The sequence below is a fragment of the Hylemonella gracilis genome (genome assembly GCF_004328645.1).
GTDB classification, from domain to species: Bacteria; Pseudomonadota; Gammaproteobacteria; order Burkholderiales; family Burkholderiaceae_C; genus Hylemonella; species Hylemonella gracilis_B.
On the sequence record NZ_CP031395.1, the window covers coordinates 3,352,950 to 3,375,390 of the forward strand.

Sequence of the window (22,441 nt, forward strand, 5' to 3'; positions counted from 1 at the left end):
AAGCCTTGCCGCCCCCCCGGCCTGATGCGCCGCATGGCCTGCTGGCTTTACGAAGGCATGCTGCTGTTCGGCGTGATCTTCATCGCCGCCTATCTGTTTTCCTCTCTCACCCAGCAGCGCCACGCGCTCACCGGCAGGCATGCGCTGATGGCTTTTCTGTTCCTGGTGCTGGGCATCTACTTCACTTGGTTCTGGAGCAAGGGGCAGACCCTGGCCATGAAAACCTGGCACATCCGGGTGACCGACCGGCAGGGTCGGCGACTCAGTCAGCCACGGGCGCTGCTGCGCTACGTTCTGTCCTGGCTGTGGTTCCTGCCGCCACTGGCGCTGATCGCGCCTTTCCACCTCGGGGCGGGTGAAACCTCGGTTCTGCTGATCGGCTGGGTGTTGGTCTGGGCCGTGCTCGCCCGTTTCCACCCCCAGCGCCAGTTCTGGCATGACGCTTTGGCGGGCACGCTGCTGGTGGACGCGCGTCTTCAAGACAATCAGCCATGATCGATCCGACGCCTCGGGAACAGGTCCCCGTCAACCTGCAGAAGGGCCGGACCGGCCTCAACCGCATGGTGCACGCGCTGGGGTATTCCTTTGAGGGCCTGCGCGCGGGCTGGAAGGAAACCGCCTTCCGACAAGAAGTCATCGCAGCCATCCTGCTGCTGCCGCTGGCGTTCTGGCTGGGGCGGGGCTGGGAGCAGGTGGCCCTGCTGGCTGGCAGCGTAGTGTTACTGATGATCGTGGAACTGCTCAACACCGGGATCGAAACCGCCATCGACCGCATCGGGCCCGAATGGCACGACCTGTCCAAACGCGCCAAGGACATGGGCAGCGCCGCCGTTCTGCTGGCCCTGCTGCTGTGCGCCGGCATCTGGGCGGCCGCGCTCTGGCACCGTTTCGCAAGCTGACCAACCGCCCCAGTCCCCCCTTCCAAGCATGAGTGCCACGCAAGAACCCCGCTTCTCCCTGTGTGTCTACTGCGGTTCACGCCCAGGCGCCGATCCACGCCAGGCCGAACTGGCCCGCGTCGTGGGCCGCTGGATCGGCCACCACGGCGGCCAGCTGGTCTATGGCGGTGGCCGGGCCGGGCTGATGGGCGCGGTGGCCGAAGCCACGCTGCAAGCCGGTGGCCGCGTGATCGGCATCATCCCGGACATGCTGGTGGAGCGCGAATGGGCCTACACCGATTGCACCGAACTGCACGTCGTGTCCACCATGCACGAACGTAAGCGTTTGATGGCCGAGCGCAGCGACGCCTTCCTTGCCCTGCCGGGCGGCATCGGTACCTTCGAGGAGCTGTTCGAAGTCTGGACCTGGCGCCAGCTCGGCTACCACGACAAGCCCGTGGGCATCCTCAACGCGCACGGCTATTACGATGGCCTGCTATCGTTTTTGCAGCACTGCGTGGCACAACAGCTGATGGACGAGCGGCAGATGAGCCTGCTCGACAGCGGCGCCTTGGTACAGAACAGTGAGGACGCCGAAACCCTGCTGCGCCGCCTGATCCAGGCGGCAGGCTGGAGTCGGGACAGCGAGGCACTGGGCCGGGTGATCTGAACCCCGCGCCTGAAGCGGACCCATCTCTTCGCGGGCCTGCCTGGCAGCGGGACCATCAGCAAGCCCGCGCCAGATCTACTCACACCCCTCAGATCGCGGCCACATCCTGTTCGCCCGTGCGGATGCGCACCACGCGCTCGACCGCGGTCACGAAAATCTTGCCGTCACCGATCTTGCCCGTGCGAGCCACCTTGACAATGGCGTCGATGCACTGGTCCACGATGACTGCGGGCACCACGGCCTCGATCTTCACCTTGGGCAGGAAATCCACCGCGTACTCGGCACCGCGGTAGACCTCGGTGTGCCCCTTCTGGCGGCCGAAGCCCTTGACTTCCGTCACGGTCAGGCCGGTCACACCGCAGGCGGCCAGCGCCTCGCGCACTTCCTCGACGCGGAACGGTTTGATGATGGCGGTGATCAGTTTCATCTCGGTCTCTCTTTCTTGATTTCAATTTGAATGCGTGATTGTTCAATGCGCGATTCCAAGCTCAAGCGCGGAATTTGTTGGTGATAGGGTAGCGCCAATCCTTGCCGAAACCACGGTGAGTAACCCGGATGCCGACGGGCGCCTGGCGCCGCTTGTACTCGTTGAGTCGCAACAGGCGAGTGACCCGCTCTACGTCCGCGCGCGCATACCCCGCGGCCACGATGGCCTCGACGCTTTCGTCGTTTTCCATGTAGCGCTCGACGATGGCGTCCAGCACCTCGTAAGGCGGCAGGCTGTCCTGATCGGTCTGGTCCGGGCGCAACTCCGCGCTGGGTGGCCGGGTAATGATGCGCTCCGGGATCGGGTTCGCGCCCGTGCCGTAGGGATCGTTTGCGTTGCGCCAGCGCGCGAGACGGAATACCGCAGTCTTGAGCACATCTTTGATGACCGCGAAGCCCCCGGCCATGTCGCCGTAGAGTGTGCAATACCCGGTGGCCATCTCGCTCTTGTTGCCCGTGGTGAGCACGATGCGTCCACTCTTGTTGGACAAGGCCATCAGTAAGGTGCCACGGATGCGAGCCTGGATGTTCTCCTCGGTCGCGTCCTCGGCCAGACCCGCGAATTCCTGGGCCAGCGAAGCCTTGAAAGCCGCGAATTCGGGCACGATGGAAATTTCGTCGTACTGCACGCCCAGACGCCGCGCCATGTCGCGGGCGTCGATCCAACTGATGTCGGCCGTGTAGGGCGAAGGCATCATCACGGTGCGAACCTTGTCGGGTCCCAGTGCATCGACGGCGATCGCCAGCACCAGCGCCGAATCAATGCCACCCGACAGTCCGATGATGGCGCCCGGAAAGCCGTTCTTGCCCACATAGTCGCGCACGCCCAGCACCAGGGCATCCCAGAGATCGGCCTCGCGGTCACGCTCGGGCGCAATCGGGCCGTTCAGACGCAAACCGCCGGCGTCACGCCGCGCCTCCACCACGAACAAGTCCTCGGCAAAACTCGGTGCCCGCGCAGCCAGGGACACCTCACCCTCGGCCGAGGGCTGCAAGGCAAAGGACCGGCCCTCAAAGACCGCCTCGTCCTGGCCGCCCACCAGATGAGCGTAGACCAGGGGCAGGCCATGGTCCCGTACCCGTTGCGCCATGGTGGTTTCGCGCTCATCCCCCTTGCCGGCGTGGAAGGGCGAGGCGTTGATCACGGCCAGCAATTCGGCGCCCGCCGCACGCGTTTCACGCGCTGGGTTGTCGAACCAGGAATCCTCGCAGATCAGCAGGCCGATGCGGGTCCGCTCGCCATCCGCCTCCACCTCGAAAACACAGGGCTCGTCCCCAGGCTCGAAATAACGACGCTCATCAAACACCTGGTAATTGGGGAGCTCGCGCTTGGCGTACCGGGCGATCACCTGGCCCCCACGCAGCACGCTGGCCGCGTTGAAGCGGCCCGGGCGCATGACGGAACGGGTGCGCCAGCCCCCATCCTCGGTGGCCGCGGGATGTCCCACCACCACGGTCAGGCCCTCCAGATCCGCCAGTTCCCTGGCCACGGTCCGCACGGCTTCGTCACAGGCGGCGATGAAAGACGGTCGCAACAACAAGTCTTCCGCCGCGTAGCCACAGATGGCCAGCTCGGGCGTCAGTAGCAAATGCACGCCCTGCGTGCAGGCTTGGCGCGCAATCGTTATGATTTTTTGAGCGTTGCCTGTCAGATCACCGACGACAAAGTTGGACTGGGCAACGCCAAGACGCAAAGACATAAATGGAAAGCTGGAAAGAAAAACAGATCGCGGTGCGCGTGAATGATTATGTCACCCGGGTCCACGAGGACATGTCCACCCTCGACGCCGAAGCCTGGAACGACTTGCTGGCACGGCAGGACCAGCCCACGCCCTTCATGCGGCACGAATACCTGGCCGCCTTGCACGCCAGCGGCAGCGCCACGCCCGCCACGGGCTGGACGCCCCGCTTCCTCACGCTGCACGACCGCGCGGGGCAATTGCAGGCCGCCTGCCCGCTCTACCTGAAAAGCCATTCACGCGGCGAATACGTCTTCGACTGGTCCTGGGCAGACGCGCACCACCGCCACGGCCTGGCGTATTACCCCAAGGGCGTCGTGGCGGTTCCCTTCACGCCCGCGCCCGGTAGCCGCCTGCTGGCGCGCGATGCCACCGCCCGTAAGGCATTGCTAGAGAGTTTGCTTCAAGTGTGCCGCAGCCTCGGCCTCTCTTCACTGCACCTGCTCTTCGGCAGCGATGCAGACCTGGCTGCGGCGGCAGACGCCCAGCTGATGCTGCGCCACACCGTCCAATTCCACTGGCGCAATCGCGAACAGCAGCCCCACGCGGACTTCGACGACTTCCTGGCCACGCTGAGCCAGGACAAACGCAAGAAGATCCGCCAGGAACGCCGCAAGGTCCGTGACGCGGGGGTCAGCTTGCGCCCCTTGCGGGGTCAGGAGATCAGCCCGCAGGACTGGGACTTCTTTTACCGTTGCTATGAGCACACTTATCTGGAGCACGGCAATCCGCCCTATCTGAAACGCGACTTCTTCACAAAGATAGCGGCGGGACAGGCCGAAAACTGGTTGCTGTTCCTGGCCGAGCGCGAAGGTCGGCCTATCGCCAGCAGCCTGATCGGACTAGGCGCGGTTCCGGAACCGGACTTGAATTGTGTGGAAGCAGAGGGAAGGACGCAAGGATCCGGCGAGACAGCGCAGATGGCCGACCGCGCGGTCGCCTGGGGCCGCTACTGGGGCGCGCTGGAGCGGGTCGATTGTCTGCATTTCGAAGCCTGCTATTACGCGCCGCTGGAGTGGTGCATTGCCCACGGCATGCAGCGCTTCGAGGGCGGAGCCCAAGGGGAACACAAGCTCGCGCGGGCCTTGTTGCCGGTACAGACCTCCAGCGCCCATTGGCTTGCACAGCCTGATTTCGCGCGCGCAGTCCGGCAGTTCCTGGAGGTTGAAGGAGAACACATCGACCGTTACCTCGACGAACTCACCCAACACTCCCCGCTGCGGCAAGCCCCGTAAGGGCCCCCGCCCGAGCTCAGGCCACGACAGCCATGGTCAGAGATGTGGGCGCCGAGGCCGGCAAAGTCAGCGTTGGCGCAGCGCTGGCCTGGGCGGCCGAAGCCCCGAGCAACTCTGGTCCCTCCACTTGGAATACCGCGACCAGATCGACCAGTTCCTTGGCCTGGGTCTTGAGGTTGCTGGCCGCGGTGGCCATCTCCTCCACCAGGGCGGCGTTCTGCTGCGTGGTTTGGTCCATGTTGGCCACGGCCTCGCCCACTTGCGCGACCCCGACGTTCTGCTCTCCGCTGGCCGTGCTGATCTCGGCCATGATGGTGCTGACGCGCTGGATGCTGGCCACCACCTCGGTCATGGTGCCGCCGGCCTTGTCGGCCAGGGCTGTGCCCTGTTCGACCCGCTGCACGCTATCAGTGATCAGGCCCTTGATCTCCTTGGCGGCTTCGGCGCTGCGACCCGCCAGGGAGCGCACCTCGCTGGCCACCACCGCGAAGCCCCGACCCTGCTCGCCCGCGCGCGCGGCTTCGACCGCCGCGTTCAGCGCCAGGATATTCGTCTGGAAGGCAATGCCGTCGATCACGCTGATGATGTCGGCGATCCGACGGCTGCTGTCGCTGATGCCCTTCATGGTGTCGACCACCTGGGCCACGACCTCGCCACCCTGCACCGCCACGGTGGAGGCGCTTTGAGCAAGCTGGTTGGCCTGCTGGGCGTTGGCGGCGTTCTGCCTGACAGTGCTGCCCAGTTCCTCCATGGAAGCCGCTGTCTGTTCCAGTGCGGCGGCCTGGTTCTCGGTGCGCGCGCTCAGGTCTTGGTTGCCCTGGGCAATCTCCACGCTGGCGACTGAGACCGATTCACTGCCCAGTCGAACCCGCCCGACGATGCCGGACAAATTCTGCTGCATGCGCAGCAAGGCGCGCAGCAGATGCGTGACCTCGTCCGCGCTGGCGGTTTGATTGACCCGCTGACCATCGCCGCCCACCAGCAGGGCTGAGCGCTGGCGAGCGTCCAGTCGCAGATCACCTTCAGAAATGCGTTGTGTCACCTCATACGCGCGCCGCACGGGGCGCACGATCGAACGGGTCGCAAGCGTCGCAAGCACCACGCCCGCCAGGATGGCGGTGACTGCGCCGACGATCTGAATGATCTGGCTTTGCCACGCATTCGCCTGGGCCTCGGTCTGCGAATCGACCAGCATCTGGCTGGTGTACTTGGCCACCTTGCGCGCGTCGCGCAGGTAGAGCGCCGCCAACGGCTGCAACTCGCTGTCGACCGCGATCAGCACGTCCTTGCCCGCCTGCTGCTGCTTGATCAGCTCGACCCGGGCGTTGACGTATTCGCCGCGCCGCCGCGCGACGTCACGGAGCAGGGCTTGCCCCTGTTCGTCGCCACGCAGCAGTTGCTCAAGTTCCTGCTGATCGGCGGTGATGGCCTTGGAGGTGACGTTGATCGCATCCTGGAGTTGGTCTCGAAAATAACCATTGCTCGTCTTCAACGCCGCTTCAGCCCGGGTCCAGTTCAGCTCGATCTGAGCGCCCCACCGCTCGGCCAGCAGACTGCGCCGCATTTCCAGGGTCGACACTTTCTCGCTGGCCGTCTTGAGCGTGTTGAGACGCCAGATGCCAACGCCCGCCACCGTCGCGGTGATCAGCAGCAGCAAGGCGAAGGCCAAGCCCAATCGCATGCCGATGGGCATGCGCGATCCGAAACTCGGGATACTTGCTTTCTTGCTTCGTTTCATCGTCAATCACCCGCCCCATGTCGTTTGCCGGATCCGCTTCTCCCCCAGGTTGTCTTGTATTGCCCTGGTGATCGGATTCATGCAAAAAAAGGGCCAGAAATCATGCGCGGGCCACGGAAGGTCAGCACCTCGCAATGAAAAACATGCAAAAAAGGGCGCCAATCAGCGCCCTGGACACTGCGCGCTCCGGCGCGGGCGATCAACCCGAGACCGAGGACAACATCCCCATTTCGGCGCTGCCCATCAGTGCTTCCATGTTCATGATGATGAGCATGCGATCGCCCACGTTGGACAGCCCCGTGATGAAGCGGGCATCGAGCGTCGTATCGAACTGCGGCGCAGGAGAAATCTGGTCGGTGGAGAGTGTCACCACGTCGGACACGGAATCGACCACCACGCCGATCACGGTGCCACGCACGTTCAGGATGATGACCACCGTGAATTCGTTGTAGGCCACCTTGTCGAGTTGCAGCTTCATGCGCAGGTCGATGATGGGCACGATGACTCCGCGCAGATTGACCACGCCCTTGACATAGGCCGGCGCATTGACCATGCGCGTGGGCTCCTCGTAGGAGCGGATCTCCTGCACGCGCAAGATATCGATGGCGTAATCCTCGTCACCGAGGCGCAGGGTCAGGTACTGGCCGGAGGTCGTGGATGCGATCGCGCCGATGTGGCTCTGGGTTGCGCTCAAGGACATGATGGGGGCTCCTGAACCGGCGATGATTGCCGTGGTGAGGGAAGCAAACAGGGATAACCGTACAGCTACCTGCCCATGATACACGCCGCAGAGCCGCCGTGGCGGCCCCTGCTTGCGGCAATACTTCAGGCCAAGGACTTGTTGTAGGCGGCGACCCCGTCCATGATTTCCTTCTTGGCTGCCTCGGGACCTTCCCAACCCAGCACCTTGACCCACTTGCCCTTTTCGAGATCCTTGTAATGCTCGAAGAAGTGCTCGATGGTCTTGAGGCGCATGGGATTCATGTCCTCGGGCTTCTGCCACTGGGTGTAGAGCGACAGTATCTTGTCCGTGGGCACGGCCAGCACCTTGCCGTCAACGCCGGCTTCGTCTTCCATGTTCAGGATGCCGATGGCGCGGCAAGGCACCACCACGCCCGGCAGCAACGGCACGGGCGTGATCACCAGCACGTCCACCGGATCGCCGTCGCCCGAGAGAGTCTGGGGCACGTAACCGTAGTTCGTGGGGTAGTGCATGGACGTGCTCATGAAGCGGTCCACGAAGATCGCGCCAGTTTCCTTGTCCACCTCGTACTTGATGGGGTCGCCGTTCATCGGGATTTCGATGACCACGTTGAAGGCTTCGGGAATGTTCTTGCCGGCGGGGACGTTGTCGAGAGCCATGATTTCCTTTGAATTTCCTTGGGTTGCGTCAGGACTAACCCCGATTCTACCGGCGCACTCCGCACCCCAGAATGGACGCGTTGGCCAATCGTCATGTACCGGCTCCCTGGGTGGCGGCGCGACGAGGAAGCAACGCAGCGGCGGCCCCGCCTTGCGTTGCCGCCCCTCACGCGTCCATCCAAACATCACAGAGGAGTTCGACATGACAGGCAATAGCGCACTGATTCTGGCGCTCGTCTGCGGCCTGATCGCCGTGGCTTACGGCATCTGGGCTCGCGGCTGGATCCTCGGCAAGGACCCCGGCAACCCCCGCATGCAGGAAATCGCCGCTGCCATCCAGGCCGGCGCGGCCGCCTACCTCGCGAAGCAATACAAGACCATCGCCATCGTCGGCGCCGTGCTCGTCGTGCTGATCGCCCTCTTCCTGGACGTGACCACCGCCGTTGGTTTCGTCGTCGGCGCGGTGTTGTCGGGCGCCTGCGGCTTCATCGGCATGAACGTCTCGGTGCGCGCCAATGTGCGCACGGCCCAGGCCGCCACGCAGGGCATCGGCCCGGCGCTGGACGTGGCGTTCCGCGGCGGCGCCATCACCGGCATGTTGGTCGTGGGCCTGGGCCTGCTGGGCGTGACGGCGTTCTATTGGTTCCTGGTCGGTGATGGCGCTCCCGCGCAAGGGCAATCCCTGGCACAGTTGCTCAACCCCCTGATCGGCTTTGCCTTCGGGTCCTCGCTGATTTCCATCTTCGCGCGCCTGGGCGGCGGTATCTTCACCAAGGGCGCGGACGTGGGCGCAGACCTCGTGGGCAAGGTCGAGGCCGGCATCCCGGAGGACGATCCGCGCAACCCGGCCGTGATCGCCGACAACGTGGGCGACAACGTGGGCGATTGCGCGGGCATGGCCGCCGATCTGTTCGAAACCTACGCCGTCACGCTCATTGCCAGCATGGTGCTGGGCGCGTTGCTGGTGACTGCCGCACCCCTGAACGCGGTGCTTTACCCGCTGGCCCTGGGCGCGGTTTCCATCATCGCGTCCATCGTCGGTTGCTTCTTCGTCAAGGCCAAGCCCGGCATGAAGAACGTGATGCCCGCACTCTACAAGGGCCTCGTCGTGGCCGGCGCGCTCTCCCTGGTCTTCTTCTTTTTCGTCACCCAATGGCTGATCCCCGACAATGCGCTCGGTGGCACCGGTGCGCAGATGAAGCTCTTCGGTGCCTGCGTCGTGGGTCTGGTGCTGACCGGCCTGCTGGTCTGGATCACGGAGTACTACACCGGAACGCAGTACAGCCCCGTGCGTCACATCGCGCAGGCCTCCACCACCGGCCACGGCACCAACATCATCGCGGGCCTGGGTGTATCGATGCGCTCAACGGCTTGGCCGGTCATCTTCGTCTGCCTGGCCATCTGGGTGTCCTACACGCTGGCGGGACTCTACGGCGTGGCCGTGGCCGCCATGGCGATGCTCTCCATGGCAGGCATCGTGGTCGCGCTGGACGCCTACGGCCCCATCACCGACAACGCAGGCGGCATCGCAGAAATGGCCGAATTGCCTGACAGCGTGCGCGCCGTCACCGATCCGCTGGACGCCGTGGGTAACACCACCAAGGCCGTCACCAAGGGTTACGCCATTGGTTCGGCCGGCCTGGCCTCCCTGGTGCTGTTCGCTGACTACACGCACAAGCTCGATGCCTTGGGCCAAAGCATCAAGTTCGATCTCTCCGACCCTCTGGTGATCATCGGCCTCATCATCGGCGGCCTGATTCCTTACTTGTTCGGCGCCATGGCCATGGAAGCCGTGGGCCGCGCGGCCGGTGCGGTCGTGGTCGAAGTGCGGCGCCAGTTTCGTGAGATCAAGGGCATCATGGAAGGCACGGCCAAGCCCGAGTACGGTGCGGCCGTGAGCATGCTCACCGGCGCGGCCATCAAGGAAATGATGATCCCGAGCCTGCTGCCAGTCGTTGTACCCATCGTGGTCGGTCTGGTGCTCGGTCCGGCGGCGCTGGGCGGTCTGCTGATGGGCACCATCGTCACCGGCCTGTTCGTCGCGATTTCCATGTGCACCGGCGGCGGCGCCTGGGACAACGCCAAGAAGTACATCGAAGAAGGCCATCATGGCGGTAAAGGCAGCGAGGCACACAAGGCCGCTGTAACCGGCGACACCGTGGGCGACCCGTACAAGGACACCGCCGGCCCCGCCGTGAACCCTTTGATCAAGATCATCAACATCGTGGCGCTGCTCATCGTGCCTCTGATGGTGAAATTTCACGGCTAAGGCGCGCAGCGCATCGCCTGCCCTCACGGGGCAGGCCCAGGCCCCTGGACCCGCCGCTGACGCTGCCCCAGGGTCTCGCCTGCACAGCGTCACATCGCGTCCCCGGATTCGGGTGTGCTCTGCCTGCCGTCGGCGATTTGCACCATTCCCGCCGTTCACACATGGATCGTCGCGCCATCGCGCGGAGACGCCCGCCGTCCAGCTGACCGCAAGGACCGCGGCCAACGCGGCGCGGAGCCAAAAAAATGGACGCTGACCTGCGGGGTCCGTGTTTGTCGCAAAATAGGACTATTCCAAATGCGAATCCTGCGCACAAAGAGAGTCCGTATTGAAAATACTCGTCGTTGACGATCACGCCCTGATTCGAGAAGGTTTGCGCCAGGTCCTGCGTGGGTTGGAAACTGCCTCTGGCACCGACCTGGACCACAACACCGGCGTGACGCCTCTGGCGGAACCGGTCCAAGTTCTGGAAGCGGCTTCCTGCGCTCAGGCCTTCGACCTTGCCCGGGAATCCGATCTGGATCTGGTGCTGCTGGACTACCATTTGCCCGACATGAATGGGCTGGAAGCGCTGGACGTCTTCGCGCGCCGTCACCCGGATCTGCCCATCATCATGTTGTCGGGTTCCGTGAATCCGCGGGTGCGCCAACAAGTCATGGAGCGCGGCGCCGCGGCATTTCTCACCAAGTCGGGCATGAGCGACGAACTGCTCTCCGTGACCCGCCTCGTGCTGGCCGGCGGCTCGCCCGCCGCGCCGACACCCGCGATGGCACCGGTTCTTCCGGCCCTGACCCCGCGACAGGAGGAAGTGCTGCTGTTGCTGCTCGACGGTTTGACCAACAAGGAGATCGGTCGTCTGTTGGATCTTTCGGATGAGACGGTGAAAAACCACGTCAGCAACATCCTGCGTTGCTTCGGCGTGGCCACCCGAACGCAAGCCGTGCTGGCCGCGCGCAAGCACGGTTACTACCCCCGCACGGAAGACCCAGGGCTATCCTCGGCGGGCGATCTCTGAATCGGCGACACCGCTTCGGCGGTGGCGCCGAACCACCTACATGTCCAGCGGCTGGTGACGGCTGAGGCGGCGCAGCAAGGTGCGCAACTTGGCGGGGCGCACGGGCTTGTGCAGCAAGGGCAGGCTGATTTCCCGACAAAGTTGAATCAGATCGGGGTCGGTATCTCCGCTCATCAAGGCCGCCGGCAAGTCACGGTCCAGGAACTGTCGCGGATCGGCCTCCTTGCGCATGTGCTGGCGCACGCCCTGCACTGCCCACATCCCGTTCTCGCCAGCTCGCAGGCGGTAGTCACTCAACAGCACGTCCGGCTCGAAGCCATCGTCGATGACCGCCAACGCGTCACCCAGGCCCTCCACCACCGCCACCGTGCAACCCCAGGACTGCAGCAGATCATCCAGGGCCCGGGCCGAGGCACCGTCGTCCTCGATCACCAGCACACGCAAGCCCCGAAGATCATCGGGCGAGCGCGCGGGCTCCACCGTGGGCGGCACAAACTGACGCTCACCCTCGGGCGCGAGCGGGAGCTCCAGCGTGAACCGAGTCCCCCGACGCAAGCGGGACGTCAGGCGCAGAGGATGCCCCAGCAGACGGGCCGTGCGGTGCACGATGTTCAAGCCCAGGCCTAGCCCCTTGCTGCGGTCACGCTCGGGGTTGCCTATCTGATAGAACTCCCGAAAGATGTCCTCCTGGTGCTCTGGCGCAATGCCCACGCCCGTGTCCCAGACCTCGATCAACACCTTGCCCACTGGCGTGACGCCATCCTCCTCGCCGTTCCGGGGGCGGCGCGCCCGGCACGAGAGCAGCACCCCACCCTCTCCGGTGTAGCGCAAGGCATTGCTCAGCAAATTGAGGAGGATGCGATGCAACAACGTGGGGTCCGTGTGCACCCAGAGGTCCGCATCGCGCGACTGGCGAACCCTGAACCGCAAGCCTTTGTCCTGGGCAACCGGCAGCAGCGCGCCACGCAGTTGCGCCAGCAACGGCGCCAGTGGCACGGGCCGGATCTGCGCCTGCACCGCATCGGCGTCGAGCCGGGACACGTCCAGCAACGCGTCCAGCAGGTCCTGCATGGCGCGGACCGAGGCTTCCAGATTGCCGATCAGTCGACGTGTTTCCGAATCATGGGGCAGCTGCGTGAGGCGCGCAACGAACATGCCCAAGGCATGGATGGGCTGCCGCAGGTCGTGGCTGGCCGCCGCGAGGAAGCGGGACTTGGCCTGCGTCGCGAGCTCGGCTTCCTCCTTGCGCGCACGCAACTCCTTCGTCGCCTGGGCCACGCGCTGCTCCAATTCGTCGTGGTGGCGCTGCAGACGTTGCGCCATCTGGTTCAGACCGGCCTGCAGCTCACGCAGCGGGTCATCGGGCCGCAATTCGCCACGCACCGACAGATCCCCGGCCCCGATGCGGCCGATCATGCGCGACACCCTCAGCACAGGCTCCACCACGCCACGCCCCAGACCCCAGGCCATGAGCAGCCCCAGCAGCAGCCCGCCAGCCATCACGGCCAGACCGATGCCCAGCATGAAGCGGCTGCGCTCGGCCACGACCTCGCGGGAGATTTCCACCAGCACATACCCCAGCACGCTGGTCGCGCTCGGGTCCCCGGAGGTCTCCTCGCCTTCGTAGACCTCGTCCAGCCGCAGACGGGACGAACGCACGGGCTGAACCAGGAATTCGTCCCCGCTGGAAGGATCGATCCAACGCCATTCACGCCCGGACAGGGGCAACAGGTCCGGCGGCAGGTACATGTCCTCCAGCCGCATGACGATGCGCGGCGCGAGGCTGACGGGATCAACTCGAACGCTGCCCGAAGCCGCCAACACCTGACCCCGCGCATCGAGCACCAGGGCCATGCGCACACCTGACTCGCGCAAGGCGCCCGCGGTGAGCGCCTGCAGATTCTCCAGGTTGGCGGAAAACAGACCGTATTCGCTGGCACTGGCAAGTTGACGCGCGAGCGTACGGGTCCATTGCTGGTGCGCCTCGTCCAGATCGTCGTAACGACCACTCAGAAACACCCCCGACAGCGCCAGAGTCACCAGCGTCACGGGCAGCATCGCGGCCAGCGCCATGCGCGCGCGGATATCTCGCAGGAGGCTGAATGGAACCAGACGCAGCGACCACCGGCACAGATGTCGCGAACAGAAGCGCAGCAGGCCGGGTGGAAGGGCGAGACGAAGTCCGCGCATCACCAACTCCCCCACGGCACGCCGACCTGCGCCAAGCGGTCGCGCGCGTCCGAATGCGGTGCCGAGGATTTGCGTTCCTGCCCGGCTTTCGACTCCAGGCGCCGCAGGCGCTCGGCCAGATCATCGGCGTCCAGTTGCAAGCCCAGGGAACGCGCCACGTGCGCATTGACGCTGACTTCAAACCACTGCGTGTGCAGAGGCGGTCCGAGGCCACGTGCTCTCCCGTTCTGCTCGGTCAACGCGTCACGCACCAGCGAGGCCACTTGAGCGCCAATCTGCTCTGGCGTGGCATACAACGCAAGCAGGGCACCTGCGCGTACGTAAGCGGGTGAAAAGGCTTGCATCGGCACCTTGGCGCGGAAAGAGGCCAACAGAATGTTCTGGATGGTATGGCTGTTGTAGATCTGCGGATCGGCCATGGCCAGCAACACGTCGGATTCGTCCAGGACCTGCTTCAGGCCAGGAAAGATGGGGTCGCTCGTGCCAAGGCGAGCACTGACCAGGCGCAGACCCCGCTCGCGTGCCAATTCGGTCAGCTGATCTTCCATTTGCTGGGCGCCCGGCCCGGCGCCCACCAGCACGCCAATGCGCCGCGCCTGGGGCAAGGCCAGACGGATCAGATCCAGCTGACGCGCCAGGGGCTGGTTCAGGTACAGGGCGGAAAAATCCGGTCCGGCGCGTCGCCCTGTTTCACGCAGCAAGTACTCGAAGCTCTGTCTCGGCAGCAAGGCGCACAGCACCGGCGCGCCAACCAACGCCGCCGGAGTCTGCCGCGCCAGGTGGGTACAGGCCTGCACGCCGAGCGCGATGTAGAGCCGCGGCGGCGCAGGCAACGACGACTTCAGCGCTGCGGTCTCGTCCTGTGCATCCACGCGGACAAAAATAGGCGTCTTGCCGTCCTGTCGCAGGGCCTGGGCCAACGATCGTTCCAGAGCCTGCGCGGCCTGCTCATACGCCGCGCCCGTACCGCTGGAAACGGCCACTGTCACGGGAGTCAGATGCGGCAAGGGCGATACAGGCTGCGCGAATGCGCTGGTCAGGCAGTACACCCCTGCCAGCAAACACCCGCGCGTGACCCGGATGGCCTTCACGTAGTCAGGGTGCGGGCACAGCTTCATCACGACTGTTAATAACCCATTTGCAAGGTCAGGTAGACGCGACGCTGAAAACGGATCTCGGGCACGTCGTCCGCGTCAGGTCCGTCCATGTTCTGCACCGTCAACGCCAATTCCGCCTGACGACCCATGCCCGTGACACTGCCCAGGTTCACGGCCTTCGCCAGGCGCATGTCCACCCGGCTCTGGGATGGCGCGACCTCGATATTGTTTGGATAGATGCGCCGATCCATGTAGTAGTCCCAGACGCTGAAGCTCCAGCCGCCAGGGAGGCGCTGGGCAAAAAGCAAGCTGTGACTTCGATGTTCGGGCGATTCCGAGCGCCCGATCACTCGCTCACTCGTGAATTGCGCGTGGGCATAACGCAGTTGAGCGCCGCGCCAGGGCTGCCAGAGCATTTGCGCTTCCGCGCCGCGCAGATCGAAATCCTCGCCATTGGCATATGTGAAGACCCTGCCGCGTCTCGCCAACTGGCCCCCGGACTTGGTGGCGCGCTGATCCACGATCACGTCATGCACGCGCTCCTGGAACAGGCGCAAATCAAAACTCAGGGCGGCGCCGGCATCCACCAGCCACCCAAGTTCGACGCTGTCAACACGCTCCGGCCGCAATGGATCACCCAGGGCCGCGTCATACTCATAACCGATTTCCTCATCCGTTTGCGGATCGTGATATCGCACATCGGCCTTGCGCTCGAACATGCTCGCCGGACGGAAGGCTCTGGAAACGCCGGTGCGCAGCGTGTGCCGCGCCGCCCCTGTTTGGCCCACATTCCAGTTGAGCATGAGGCGAGGGGCGGTTTCATAGTCCCGGGTCATGGTGCTGCGCTCAATCAGTGCTCCTGCGTTAAGCAGCCAGTCATCGGATAAATGCCATTCGACATTCCCGAACAGGCGAGTGAAATCCTCCACATAAGGCTGGTTCGTGGCGTACAAGGCATAGGAGTCGGACGTTTCGCGCCGCAATTCTCCTCCCCACACCCCACGCAGCGCGGGACTGAGACGTCGAGTCTGCTGGACCAGGAAGTTGGTGCTGCTGGTGCGCCCGCTGCGGTCGTACAGGACTCCTTCGCCGTCCAGGCCTTGCGGCGGATAGGGCATGGTGCCCCGCTCCCGCTCTTCCACGCGCTCGTCGGTATGGGACAGCTGCACCGACAGGTCGGCGTTGTCGTCCAGATTGCGGTTCCAGTCCACTTGGGCATACGAAGTGGTGATGCCGCGCGTGTGCAAGCCCGGGAAGTCGTAGTATTTCCCAAGCCAGCTTTCGATCCGGCTTTGTCCGGCCCGAAAGCTCAGTTGGTCCGTCTCACTATAGTTTGCGTCAGCGCGCACATTGATGCGCTGCACCTCGACCGGCCCACCCGCGCCCCTCAGTCCATCGTCCAATCGCTGGTCAGCGCTCAGCCGCCAACCCGTAACGCCGATGCCCATACCTTCGTCGCCCGAGGCCGGGACGGCGCTCCCACCCGCGACGCCACCCAATCGCACGCCCCAGTCGTTCACGCCAGCACCACTGCTGCCCACGCCTCGCGTGAAACGCGCCACCACGCCCTGCGTATCCACCAGATCACGGGTGATGATGTTGATGCTGCCCAGGAACGCCCTCGCCCCATAGGTGGCGGAGTTGGGGCCTCGGAAGATTTCGATGCGCTCGATATCGTCGAGCGCCACGGTCTGCAGACCCGGCCCCACGCTACCGCCCAAGTGCAGGGAATAGACCGAACGACCATCCACCAGCAATTGCATCTGGTTCGGAAAGGTGGATCGCAGGCCATGGTAGCTGCCTGCAGATGCGCCTTCCTCGAAGGAGTTGGACACCGAGAATCCCGGCACCATGCGCAACAGATCGGCTACGTCCCGCGCTCCGCTGGCGCGGATGGTCTCCCGGTCGATCACCGTGACGGCACCCGGCACCTCGTCAAGTCGTTGCGGAAGACGTGAAACGGTCAGCACCACGGGCACCTGTGGCTCCAGGTAGTCCTGCTCGGAGAGCAGCCGTGGCGGCGAATCGACCCGCGATTGATCGGCCTCCCGTGCGGATTCAGGCGTGGCTGGGTCCAGCTCGGACGGGTACTCGGAACCCGACGCCGCGAAAGTCTTGAAGGCCAGACCCACCAGCATTGCCAATGCAAGGAAAGCACGGAACGGACGAGGCATGTGAGTGAGAAGGCAAAAACTTTATGAGCGCGGAAACAGAACCGTGACCTCCACATTTCCCCGTTCGGCTGATTTTGCCCTAGCCCGTCTGGAATTCACTCCCCCTGCACGATCTGGTGAACGTGGTGCCTGGGCAAATCCACGGTCGGATGCGGTCTCGGCGCGCGCCATCGCGCGCAAATGACGGCGCGTTGCACGCCAATTGCATCGTGTCGACTCAATACCCCAGTTGCAGCGCGACAAAAACCCGACGCTGAAAATATTGCGGATACTTTTTGCTGTGGTCAGCGTCGTCGCCATCGATGTTCTGCCAGGTCATCGAAAGTTCAGCTTGTCGACCTGCCCACCAACGGTCGTCCAGACGCAAAGTCTTGGCCAATCGCGCGTCCACCCGGCTATAGGGCGGCGCTTTTGCAACGGCGTTCGGGTAGATGCGGTCGCCCATCTCGTAGCCAAATAGGCTGGCGCTCACCCCCCAGGGAAGACGTTGGATGTAGAGCAATCCTTGGCTGCGATGGCCAGGCACCGGACGCCCTTCCGAACTTTGCGACATGCTCATGCGCTGCCCACTCTCGAATGACGTCCGGGTGTAGTGCAATTGCGCTCCCCGCCAGGGTTTCCAGCGCAATTGGGCTTCCGCACCCCGCACGTCGAAGCTCTGCCCATTGACGTAGGTGAACACTTTAGGGTCACCGTCGGCCACGCCTCCCGGCTTCGGCGCGAATTTATCCACCACCACGTCGCGCAGATGTTCCTCAAACACGCGCAGATCGAAACTGAAGATGGACCCGCTTTCCGCCAACCAGCCCAGTTCCTTCACATCGATGCGCTCCGCTCTTGCAGGATTGCCCAACGAGGCGTCGTACAAATAACCAAGGTCTTGACCCGTCTCCGAATCCCGAAAGCGGACATTTGCGTTGCGCTCAAAAACGCTGACCGAACGGAACGCGCGCGACCTGCCCGCGCGCACGGTATGCCGGACCGTCCCCAGGTCGGCTGCATGCCAATTGACCATGAGCCGCGGCGCAACTTCGTCATCGTCAACCAAGGTGCTGTGCTCGGCTAGCACACCCGCGTTCAGCAGCCAGTCTTCTGCGAAATGCCATTCGACATTGGCAAACAGGCGGGTGAAGTCCTCGACGAATCCTTCGGTGGTGCCGTAAAGCGGCTCGGAAATGGTTTCCTCACGTCGCACCTCCCCACCCCAGACCACGCGCAACATCGCGTCGAGACGTACCGTGTTCTGGGCCAGCAAATTGGTGCTGCGTGCTTGCCCACTGAAATTCCAAGGAATGTTGTCATGCATCTGGCCCGTGATGGGCGAGGGCGAATTGAACGCCACCAACTCATCCACGTCCTCATGCGTATGGGAGAGCTGCACCAGCAGATCATGATCCTCGTCCAGGGTACGGCGCCAATCGATCTGTGCATATCGCGTGGTGAAGGTGCGCGTATGCGGACCAGGAAGTTGGTCCTCCCAACCCAGCCAATAGGCGATCTGGCTTTGCCCCGCCCGCAACTCCACCTGATCCCGCATGCTGGCGTTCAGGTCCGCGCGCAGATTGAGACGCTGCACTGTCAGGGGTCCACTGGTGCCTCGCAGATTGTCATCACGTCGGCGATCGGCACTCAGGCGCCAACCGGTCATGCCCAGATCATGCATCCGGGTGGCCTCTCCGCTCCCACCCAGACGCAGACCCCAATCCTCCACACCCGCGCCGTGCTCACCCACCCCGCGCGTGACGCGTGCCATCACACCCTGCGTTTCCGCCAGGTCGCGCGTGACGATATTGACGCTGCCGAGGAAGGCACGTGCGCCGTAAGCGGCGGAATTGGAGCCGCGATAGATTTCTATGCGCTCGATGTCATCCAGCGCGACCGTCTGCAAGCCAGGCCCCGTACTGCCGGCCAAGTAGAGCGAATAAACCGAACGACCATCCACCATGAGCTGCATCTGATTCGGAAAAGTGGTCCGAATCTGACTGTGGTAACTGCCCGCGGCAGTCCCATCTTCGTAGGAATTGGAAACGGCAAAACCCGGCACCAGTCGCAGCAAGTCCACCACGTCCCGTGCGCCGCTGGCCTGAATCATCCGACGGTCAATGACAGTCACGGCGCCAGGAATTTCGTCGGGTCTCTGAGGCAGGCGCGAAACCGAAAGCACCACGGGCATCTGCACGTCCAGATAATCCCGCTCCGAAGGCAACAACCCCGGTAAAGCCTCCTGTTGCCGGGAGCCAGATACGTATTCGGATGCGTGCAACGCGGGACTGGGCATCGGCTCGGCGGCCGAGACGATGGAAGGCTTCAAAGCCAAGAGGTGCACCAGCGTCAGTGCAGGGAAAGCACCAAGCATGCAGGCCCGTTCGACGCGAAAAAACGGGGGAAACTTCATGCGCTGGAATGAGCCACCAAGGCCGTCTCCGTGGGGAAAAATGGCCCTCGCAAGCAAATTCCGATCCTCCAACAGGTCACGGCAGTACGGCCCTTCCATTCATGCGCTGCGATTTCTTGCCACCCGCGATGGCTATTTTGTCCCGCCGAGTCCGAAACTCGATAGCACTGCACAATTGACCCAAAGCGGTATCGCGCCCGATCTAACCACACCTCATGCCCCCCCACGCGTCATTCCCATCCTTGACCATCGCGCCCCGGTAGCAACGCAGGGCGCGTGGCCCATGGCGATCGCCCCCGGCCTGCCGCATGACCGGCTGGGTCGTCCGCTACGCGACCTGCGCATCAGTGTCACGGACCGTTGCAATTTCCGCTGCAGCTATTGCATGCCCAAGGAAGTCTTCACGAAGGACTACCCCTATCTGCCGCACAGCGACCTGCTGACCTTCGAGGAAATCTCACGTCTGGCCCGGGCCTTCGCGACGCTCGGCGTGCGCAAGATCCGTCTGACCGGCGGCGAGCCCCTGCTGCGCAAGAACATCGAAGCCTTGATCGAGCAGTTGGCTGACATCCGCACCCTGGAAGGTCAGCCCCTGGAACTCACCCTCACCACCAACGGTACCCTGCTGGCACGCAAAGCTGCCGCGCTGAAGGCGGCCGGACTGCGTCGGGCCACCATCAGCTTGGACGCACTGGACGACGCCATCTTCCGTCAGATGAATGATGTGGACCATCCGGTGGCCAGCGTGCTGGAAGGCATCAATGCCGCACGTGCGGTGGGCTTAGGGCCGCTCAAGATCAATATGGTGGTCAAGCGGGGGGTCAATGACCATGAAATTCTGCCCATGGCACGGCACTTCCAGCGCGAAGGACTGACCCTGCGCTTCATTGAGTACATGGATGTGGGCGCCACCAACGGCTGGCGCATGGACGAAGTGTTGCCCAGCACCGAGGTGCTGGGGCGCTTGCAACGAGCCGCAGGGGACGGGCTGCTGCCGACGCTCGCGCCTCTGGAACGCGCCGCGCCCGGCGAAACCGCCGAGCGCTGGGCCTACGCCGATGGCAGTGCCGAGGTCGGCTTCATCAGCAGCGTGACCCACGCCTTCTGTGGCGACTGCAACCGCGCCCGGCTCTCCACTGAAGGCCAGCTCTACCTCTGCCTTTTCGCCCATCAGGGCCATGATCTGCGTGGCCTGCTGCGCGCGGGCGCGAGCGATCAGGACATCGCCGCTGCCATCGCTGGCATCTGGCAGCAACGCGCAGACCGATACTCAGAGTTGCGTGCATCGCTGCCGGCTGAGTCCACAGCCGGCGCGCGGCCCCGCATCGAGATGAGTTACATCGGTGGATAAGCTGAAAATCACCGGACTGGTCCTGGCGGGTGGGCGTGGTAGCCGCATGGGCGGCGTGGACAAGGGCCTGCAGCCCTTTCAGGGCGAGCCACTCATCCTGCATGCCCTGCGGCGCTTGCGCCCCCAAGTCGCGGCGGTGGCCATCAGCGCCAACCGCCATCTTTCCGCCTATGAGGTTTACGGCGTCCCCGTCTGGTCGGATCCGCTGCCCGGTTTCCCAGGTCCGCTGGCAGGCATGTTGAGTGGACTCATGCGGGCCCAGACGCCCTGGCTACTGACGGTGCCCTGCGACGCGCCCCGTTTCCCCACCGACCTGGCGTCACGGCTGCTTCGCGCGGCCCTGGAACAAGAGGCTGAGATCGCCCTGCCGGTGACCGATCGGCCGCAGCCGGCCTTTTGCCTGGTCGCCGCATCGCTGCGCGACAGTCTGGATCGCTACCTCCGCGCAGGTCATGGAAAAGTGGAAGCCTGGACCCAGCAGCACCGGTGCGTGCACCTCCCCTACGGGGGGCTGCCAGGAGACGACCCCCTCGCTTTTGCGAACCTCAATACTTTGGACGAACTGAGGCGATTGGAGCAAGGCAGCGGGCCAGCGCCCTGACACGAGCCCGCCCCGGATCCCGCCGCACCTTGGCCACCTGACAGCGGCATCGGAGTTACAACAATATGTAACAGGGATAACCCCAGAATGGCATAATTGCAGACAAGCTATCAAAAACGGAGCGCCCCTGTCCCCAGGGGTACTCGCTCTCCCGGATCTGAAGGACTTCCATGGCATTCATCACCACCCCGAGCGGCCTGCAATATGAAGACACCGTTGTTGGCGAAGGTCCGGCCGCACGTCGCGGCTTGGCCGCGACGGTGCACTACACCGGATGGCTCTACAAGAATGGCCAGCAGGGGCCACAGTTCGATTCCAGCCATGACCGCAAGGAGCCTTTCGAGTTCGCCCTGGGCTCGGGCATGGTCATCGAAGGCTGGGACCAAGGTGTCAACGGCATGAAGGTGGGCGGCAAGCGCACGCTGATCATTCCCCCGGGCCTCGGTTATGGCTTGCTCGGCGCGGGTGGTGTGATTCCGCCCAATTCGACGCTGAAGTTCGAGATCGAGCTGCTGTCGCTCGCGGGTTGACCCCGCCTCCGGGGCGGCAGGTCTGGCCGCCTCCTGCGGAGCACTTGGAGACAAAATCCGGCCTTTTTTCGGCGATTAAGGTCGATCAAGCCCTTGAAAATATGAAAGCCGCCCCATTTGGGCGGCTATTGTTTTCTTTTGCCTTCTTTTTACCGATGACCGACCCTCAAGCCACGCCTTCTTCCGAGAACAGCACCGCTGATCTGAATACCGATCCGCTGGCCCTGGCGCATGCCGAGTTGGCCGAGTTGCAAGCCAAGAGTGCCGAACTGGCCGACCAGTACCTGCGCGCGCAGGCCGACGTGCAGAATGCCCGGCGCCGGGCGGAAGAGGAAATCACCAAGGCGCGCAAATTCGCCATTGAAGCCTTCGCCGAAAGCCTGTTGCCCGTGGCCGACAGCCTGGAAGCCGGCTTGGCCATCAAAGACGCCACGCCCGCCCAGATTCGCGAAGGCGCCGAGGCGACGCTGCGCCAATTGGCCGCAGCGCTGGAGCGCAACAAAGTGATCGCGATCGCCCCCGCGCCCGGCACGAAGTTCGATCCGCATCAACACCAGGCCATCAGCATGGTGCCGGCCGAACAGGAAGCCAACACGGTGGTGAGCGTGCTGCAGAAGGGTTACACGATTGCAGATCGCGTGCTGCGCCCGGCCCTGGTCACGGTGGCCGCGCCCAAGTGAGGCCTTGAAACCCGGCAACTTATCCACAAGT

At 64.0% G+C, this 22,441-nt stretch carries 19 protein-coding genes; 10 read left to right on the forward strand and 9 right to left on the reverse strand.

What is annotated here, in order from left to right; all coding sequences use genetic code 11:
- The first annotated feature begins 33 nt into the window (after positions 1-33).
- Genes DW355_RS15620 through DW355_RS15630 form a run of 3 tightly spaced genes read left to right on the forward strand, consistent with a single transcriptional unit; the run spans position 34 to position 1,548 of the window.
- On the forward strand, positions 34-495 hold the full coding sequence (locus DW355_RS15620) for an RDD family protein (protein ID WP_242671212.1): 462 nt from the start codon (positions 34-36) through the stop codon (positions 493-495).
- Positions 492-899, forward strand: coding sequence for a diacylglycerol kinase (locus DW355_RS15625; RefSeq protein WP_131281450.1), 408 nt, complete (start codon positions 492-494; stop codon positions 897-899). The genes DW355_RS15620 and DW355_RS15625 overlap by 4 nt, the downstream gene beginning before the upstream one ends.
- Before the next feature lie 28 nt (positions 900-927).
- Positions 928-1,548: a TIGR00730 family Rossman fold protein gene (locus DW355_RS15630; RefSeq protein WP_131281452.1), complete on the forward strand. Its 621-nt coding sequence runs from the start codon at positions 928-930 to the stop codon at positions 1,546-1,548.
- An 88-nt stretch (positions 1,549-1,636) separates the two neighbouring features.
- Here DW355_RS15630 and DW355_RS15635 read toward each other — a convergent pair whose 3' ends face one another.
- Entirely contained in the window at positions 1,637-1,975 is a 339-nt protein-coding gene (locus DW355_RS15635) for a P-II family nitrogen regulator (RefSeq protein WP_131281454.1), read from the reverse strand.
- Positions 1,976-2,036: 61 nt separating this feature from the next.
- Positions 2,037-3,734 carry an NAD+ synthase gene (locus tag DW355_RS15640; protein WP_131281456.1) on the reverse strand — a complete coding sequence of 566 codons (1,698 nt, stop codon included), beginning with the start codon at positions 3,732-3,734 and terminating at the stop codon, positions 2,037-2,039.
- A gap of 71 nt (positions 3,735-3,805) precedes the next feature.
- On the opposite strand from DW355_RS15640, the gene DW355_RS15645 reads away from it, so the two are divergent.
- Positions 3,806-5,008 carry a GNAT family N-acetyltransferase gene (locus DW355_RS15645; RefSeq protein ID WP_242671213.1) on the forward strand — a complete coding sequence of 401 codons (1,203 nt, stop codon included), beginning with the start codon at positions 3,806-3,808 and terminating at the stop codon, positions 5,006-5,008.
- A gap of 16 nt (positions 5,009-5,024) precedes the next feature.
- On the opposite strand, the gene DW355_RS18425 is transcribed toward DW355_RS15645, so the two are convergent.
- The 3 genes from DW355_RS18425 to ppa all read right to left on the reverse strand — a co-directional run bounded on the left by DW355_RS18425 (position 5,025) and on the right by ppa (position 8,108).
- On the reverse strand, positions 5,025-6,701 hold the full coding sequence (locus tag DW355_RS18425; protein WP_278249364.1) for a methyl-accepting chemotaxis protein: 1,677 nt from the start codon (positions 6,699-6,701) through the stop codon (positions 5,025-5,027).
- Between the two features lie 244 nt (positions 6,702-6,945).
- Positions 6,946-7,446 carry a chemotaxis protein CheW gene (locus tag DW355_RS15655; RefSeq protein WP_131281462.1) on the reverse strand — a complete coding sequence of 167 codons (501 nt, stop codon included), beginning with the start codon at positions 7,444-7,446 and terminating at the stop codon, positions 6,946-6,948.
- Between the two features lie 125 nt (positions 7,447-7,571).
- Positions 7,572-8,108 (reverse strand): inorganic diphosphatase, encoded by a 537-nt coding sequence (ppa, locus tag DW355_RS15660; RefSeq protein ID WP_131281464.1) that lies wholly within the window; start codon positions 8,106-8,108, stop codon positions 7,572-7,574.
- A 202-nt stretch (positions 8,109-8,310) separates the two neighbouring features.
- Here ppa and DW355_RS15665 point away from each other — a divergent pair, with 202 nt between their 5' ends.
- Together DW355_RS15665 and DW355_RS15670 are read left to right on the forward strand one after the other, a co-directional pair.
- Positions 8,311-10,377, forward strand: a complete 2,067-nt coding sequence (locus DW355_RS15665; protein ID WP_131281466.1) for a sodium-translocating pyrophosphatase — start codon at positions 8,311-8,313, stop codon at positions 10,375-10,377.
- A gap of 328 nt (positions 10,378-10,705) precedes the next feature.
- The gene (locus tag DW355_RS15670) at positions 10,706-11,392 is read left to right on the forward strand and encodes a response regulator transcription factor (protein ID WP_242671214.1); all 687 of its coding nucleotides are present in this window, start codon (positions 10,706-10,708) and stop codon (positions 11,390-11,392) included.
- Between the two features lie 36 nt (positions 11,393-11,428).
- Here DW355_RS15670 and DW355_RS15675 read toward each other — a convergent pair whose 3' ends face one another.
- The 4 genes from DW355_RS15675 to DW355_RS15690 form a co-directional block, all read right to left on the reverse strand.
- Positions 11,429-13,465 (reverse strand): hybrid sensor histidine kinase/response regulator, encoded by a 2,037-nt coding sequence (locus tag DW355_RS15675; protein WP_242671215.1) that lies wholly within the window; start codon positions 13,463-13,465, stop codon positions 11,429-11,431.
- A gap of 116 nt (positions 13,466-13,581) precedes the next feature.
- Positions 13,582-14,571 carry an ABC transporter substrate-binding protein gene (locus DW355_RS15680; RefSeq protein ID WP_165493212.1) on the reverse strand — a complete coding sequence of 330 codons (990 nt, stop codon included), beginning with the start codon at positions 14,569-14,571 and terminating at the stop codon, positions 13,582-13,584.
- A 137-nt stretch (positions 14,572-14,708) separates the two neighbouring features.
- Complete coding sequence (locus DW355_RS15685; protein ID WP_242671216.1) at positions 14,709-16,853, reverse strand: TonB-dependent receptor plug domain-containing protein; 2,145 nt, start codon at positions 16,851-16,853, stop codon at positions 14,709-14,711.
- Between the two features lie 217 nt (positions 16,854-17,070).
- The gene (locus tag DW355_RS15690) at positions 17,071-19,248 is read right to left on the reverse strand and encodes a TonB-dependent receptor plug domain-containing protein (RefSeq protein ID WP_242671217.1); all 2,178 of its coding nucleotides are present in this window, start codon (positions 19,246-19,248) and stop codon (positions 17,071-17,073) included.
- Between the two features lie 283 nt (positions 19,249-19,531).
- Here DW355_RS15690 and moaA point away from each other — a divergent pair, with 283 nt between their 5' ends.
- The 4 genes from moaA (at position 19,532) to grpE (ending at position 22,410) form a co-directional block, all read left to right on the forward strand.
- Entirely contained in the window at positions 19,532-20,599 is a 1,068-nt protein-coding gene (gene moaA / locus DW355_RS15695) for a GTP 3',8-cyclase MoaA (RefSeq protein WP_242671218.1), read from the forward strand.
- On the forward strand, positions 20,592-21,200 hold the full coding sequence (gene mobA, locus DW355_RS15700) for a molybdenum cofactor guanylyltransferase MobA (RefSeq protein ID WP_131281472.1): 609 nt from the start codon (positions 20,592-20,594) through the stop codon (positions 21,198-21,200). Before moaA ends, mobA begins: the two co-directional genes overlap by 8 nt.
- A 170-nt stretch (positions 21,201-21,370) precedes the next feature.
- Positions 21,371-21,730, forward strand: coding sequence for an FKBP-type peptidyl-prolyl cis-trans isomerase (locus DW355_RS15705; protein ID WP_131281474.1), 360 nt, complete (start codon positions 21,371-21,373; stop codon positions 21,728-21,730).
- A gap of 155 nt (positions 21,731-21,885) precedes the next feature.
- Complete coding sequence (gene grpE, locus DW355_RS15710; RefSeq protein ID WP_131281476.1) at positions 21,886-22,410, forward strand: nucleotide exchange factor GrpE; 525 nt, start codon at positions 21,886-21,888, stop codon at positions 22,408-22,410.
- Positions 22,411-22,441: the final 31 nt, after the last annotated feature.

Coding starts and splice junctions, on each gene's coding strand:
- DW355_RS15665 (WP_131281466.1), top strand. CDS start 8,311: ATGACAGGCAATAGCGCACTGATTCTGGCGCTCGTCTGCGGCCTGATC.
- DW355_RS15655 (WP_131281462.1), bottom strand. CDS start 7,446: ATGTCCTTGAGCGCAACCCAGAGCCACATCGGCGCGATCGCATCCACG.
- DW355_RS15645 (WP_242671213.1), top strand. CDS start 3,806: ATGTCCACCCTCGACGCCGAAGCCTGGAACGACTTGCTGGCACGGCAG.
- DW355_RS15640 (WP_131281456.1), bottom strand. CDS start 3,734: ATGTCTTTGCGTCTTGGCGTTGCCCAGTCCAACTTTGTCGTCGGTGAT.
- DW355_RS15705 (WP_131281474.1), top strand. CDS start 21,371: ATGGCATTCATCACCACCCCGAGCGGCCTGCAATATGAAGACACCGTT.
- moaA (WP_242671218.1), top strand. CDS start 19,532: ATGGCGATCGCCCCCGGCCTGCCGCATGACCGGCTGGGTCGTCCGCTA.
- DW355_RS15620 (WP_242671212.1), top strand. CDS start 34: ATGGCCTGCTGGCTTTACGAAGGCATGCTGCTGTTCGGCGTGATCTTC.
- DW355_RS15630 (WP_131281452.1), top strand. CDS start 928: ATGAGTGCCACGCAAGAACCCCGCTTCTCCCTGTGTGTCTACTGCGGT.
- DW355_RS15690 (WP_242671217.1), bottom strand. CDS start 19,248: ATGAAGTTTCCCCCGTTTTTTCGCGTCGAACGGGCCTGCATGCTTGGT.
- ppa (WP_131281464.1), bottom strand. CDS start 8,108: ATGGCTCTCGACAACGTCCCCGCCGGCAAGAACATTCCCGAAGCCTTC.
- DW355_RS15685 (WP_242671216.1), bottom strand. CDS start 16,853: ATGCCTCGTCCGTTCCGTGCTTTCCTTGCATTGGCAATGCTGGTGGGT.
- grpE (WP_131281476.1), top strand. CDS start 21,886: ATGACCGACCCTCAAGCCACGCCTTCTTCCGAGAACAGCACCGCTGAT.
- DW355_RS15635 (WP_131281454.1), bottom strand. CDS start 1,975: ATGAAACTGATCACCGCCATCATCAAACCGTTCCGCGTCGAGGAAGTG.
- DW355_RS18425 (WP_278249364.1), bottom strand. CDS start 6,701: ATGCCCATCGGCATGCGATTGGGCTTGGCCTTCGCCTTGCTGCTGCTG.
- DW355_RS15625 (WP_131281450.1), top strand. CDS start 492: ATGATCGATCCGACGCCTCGGGAACAGGTCCCCGTCAACCTGCAGAAG.
- DW355_RS15675 (WP_242671215.1), bottom strand. CDS start 13,465: ATGGCGCTGGCCGCGATGCTGCCCGTGACGCTGGTGACTCTGGCGCTG.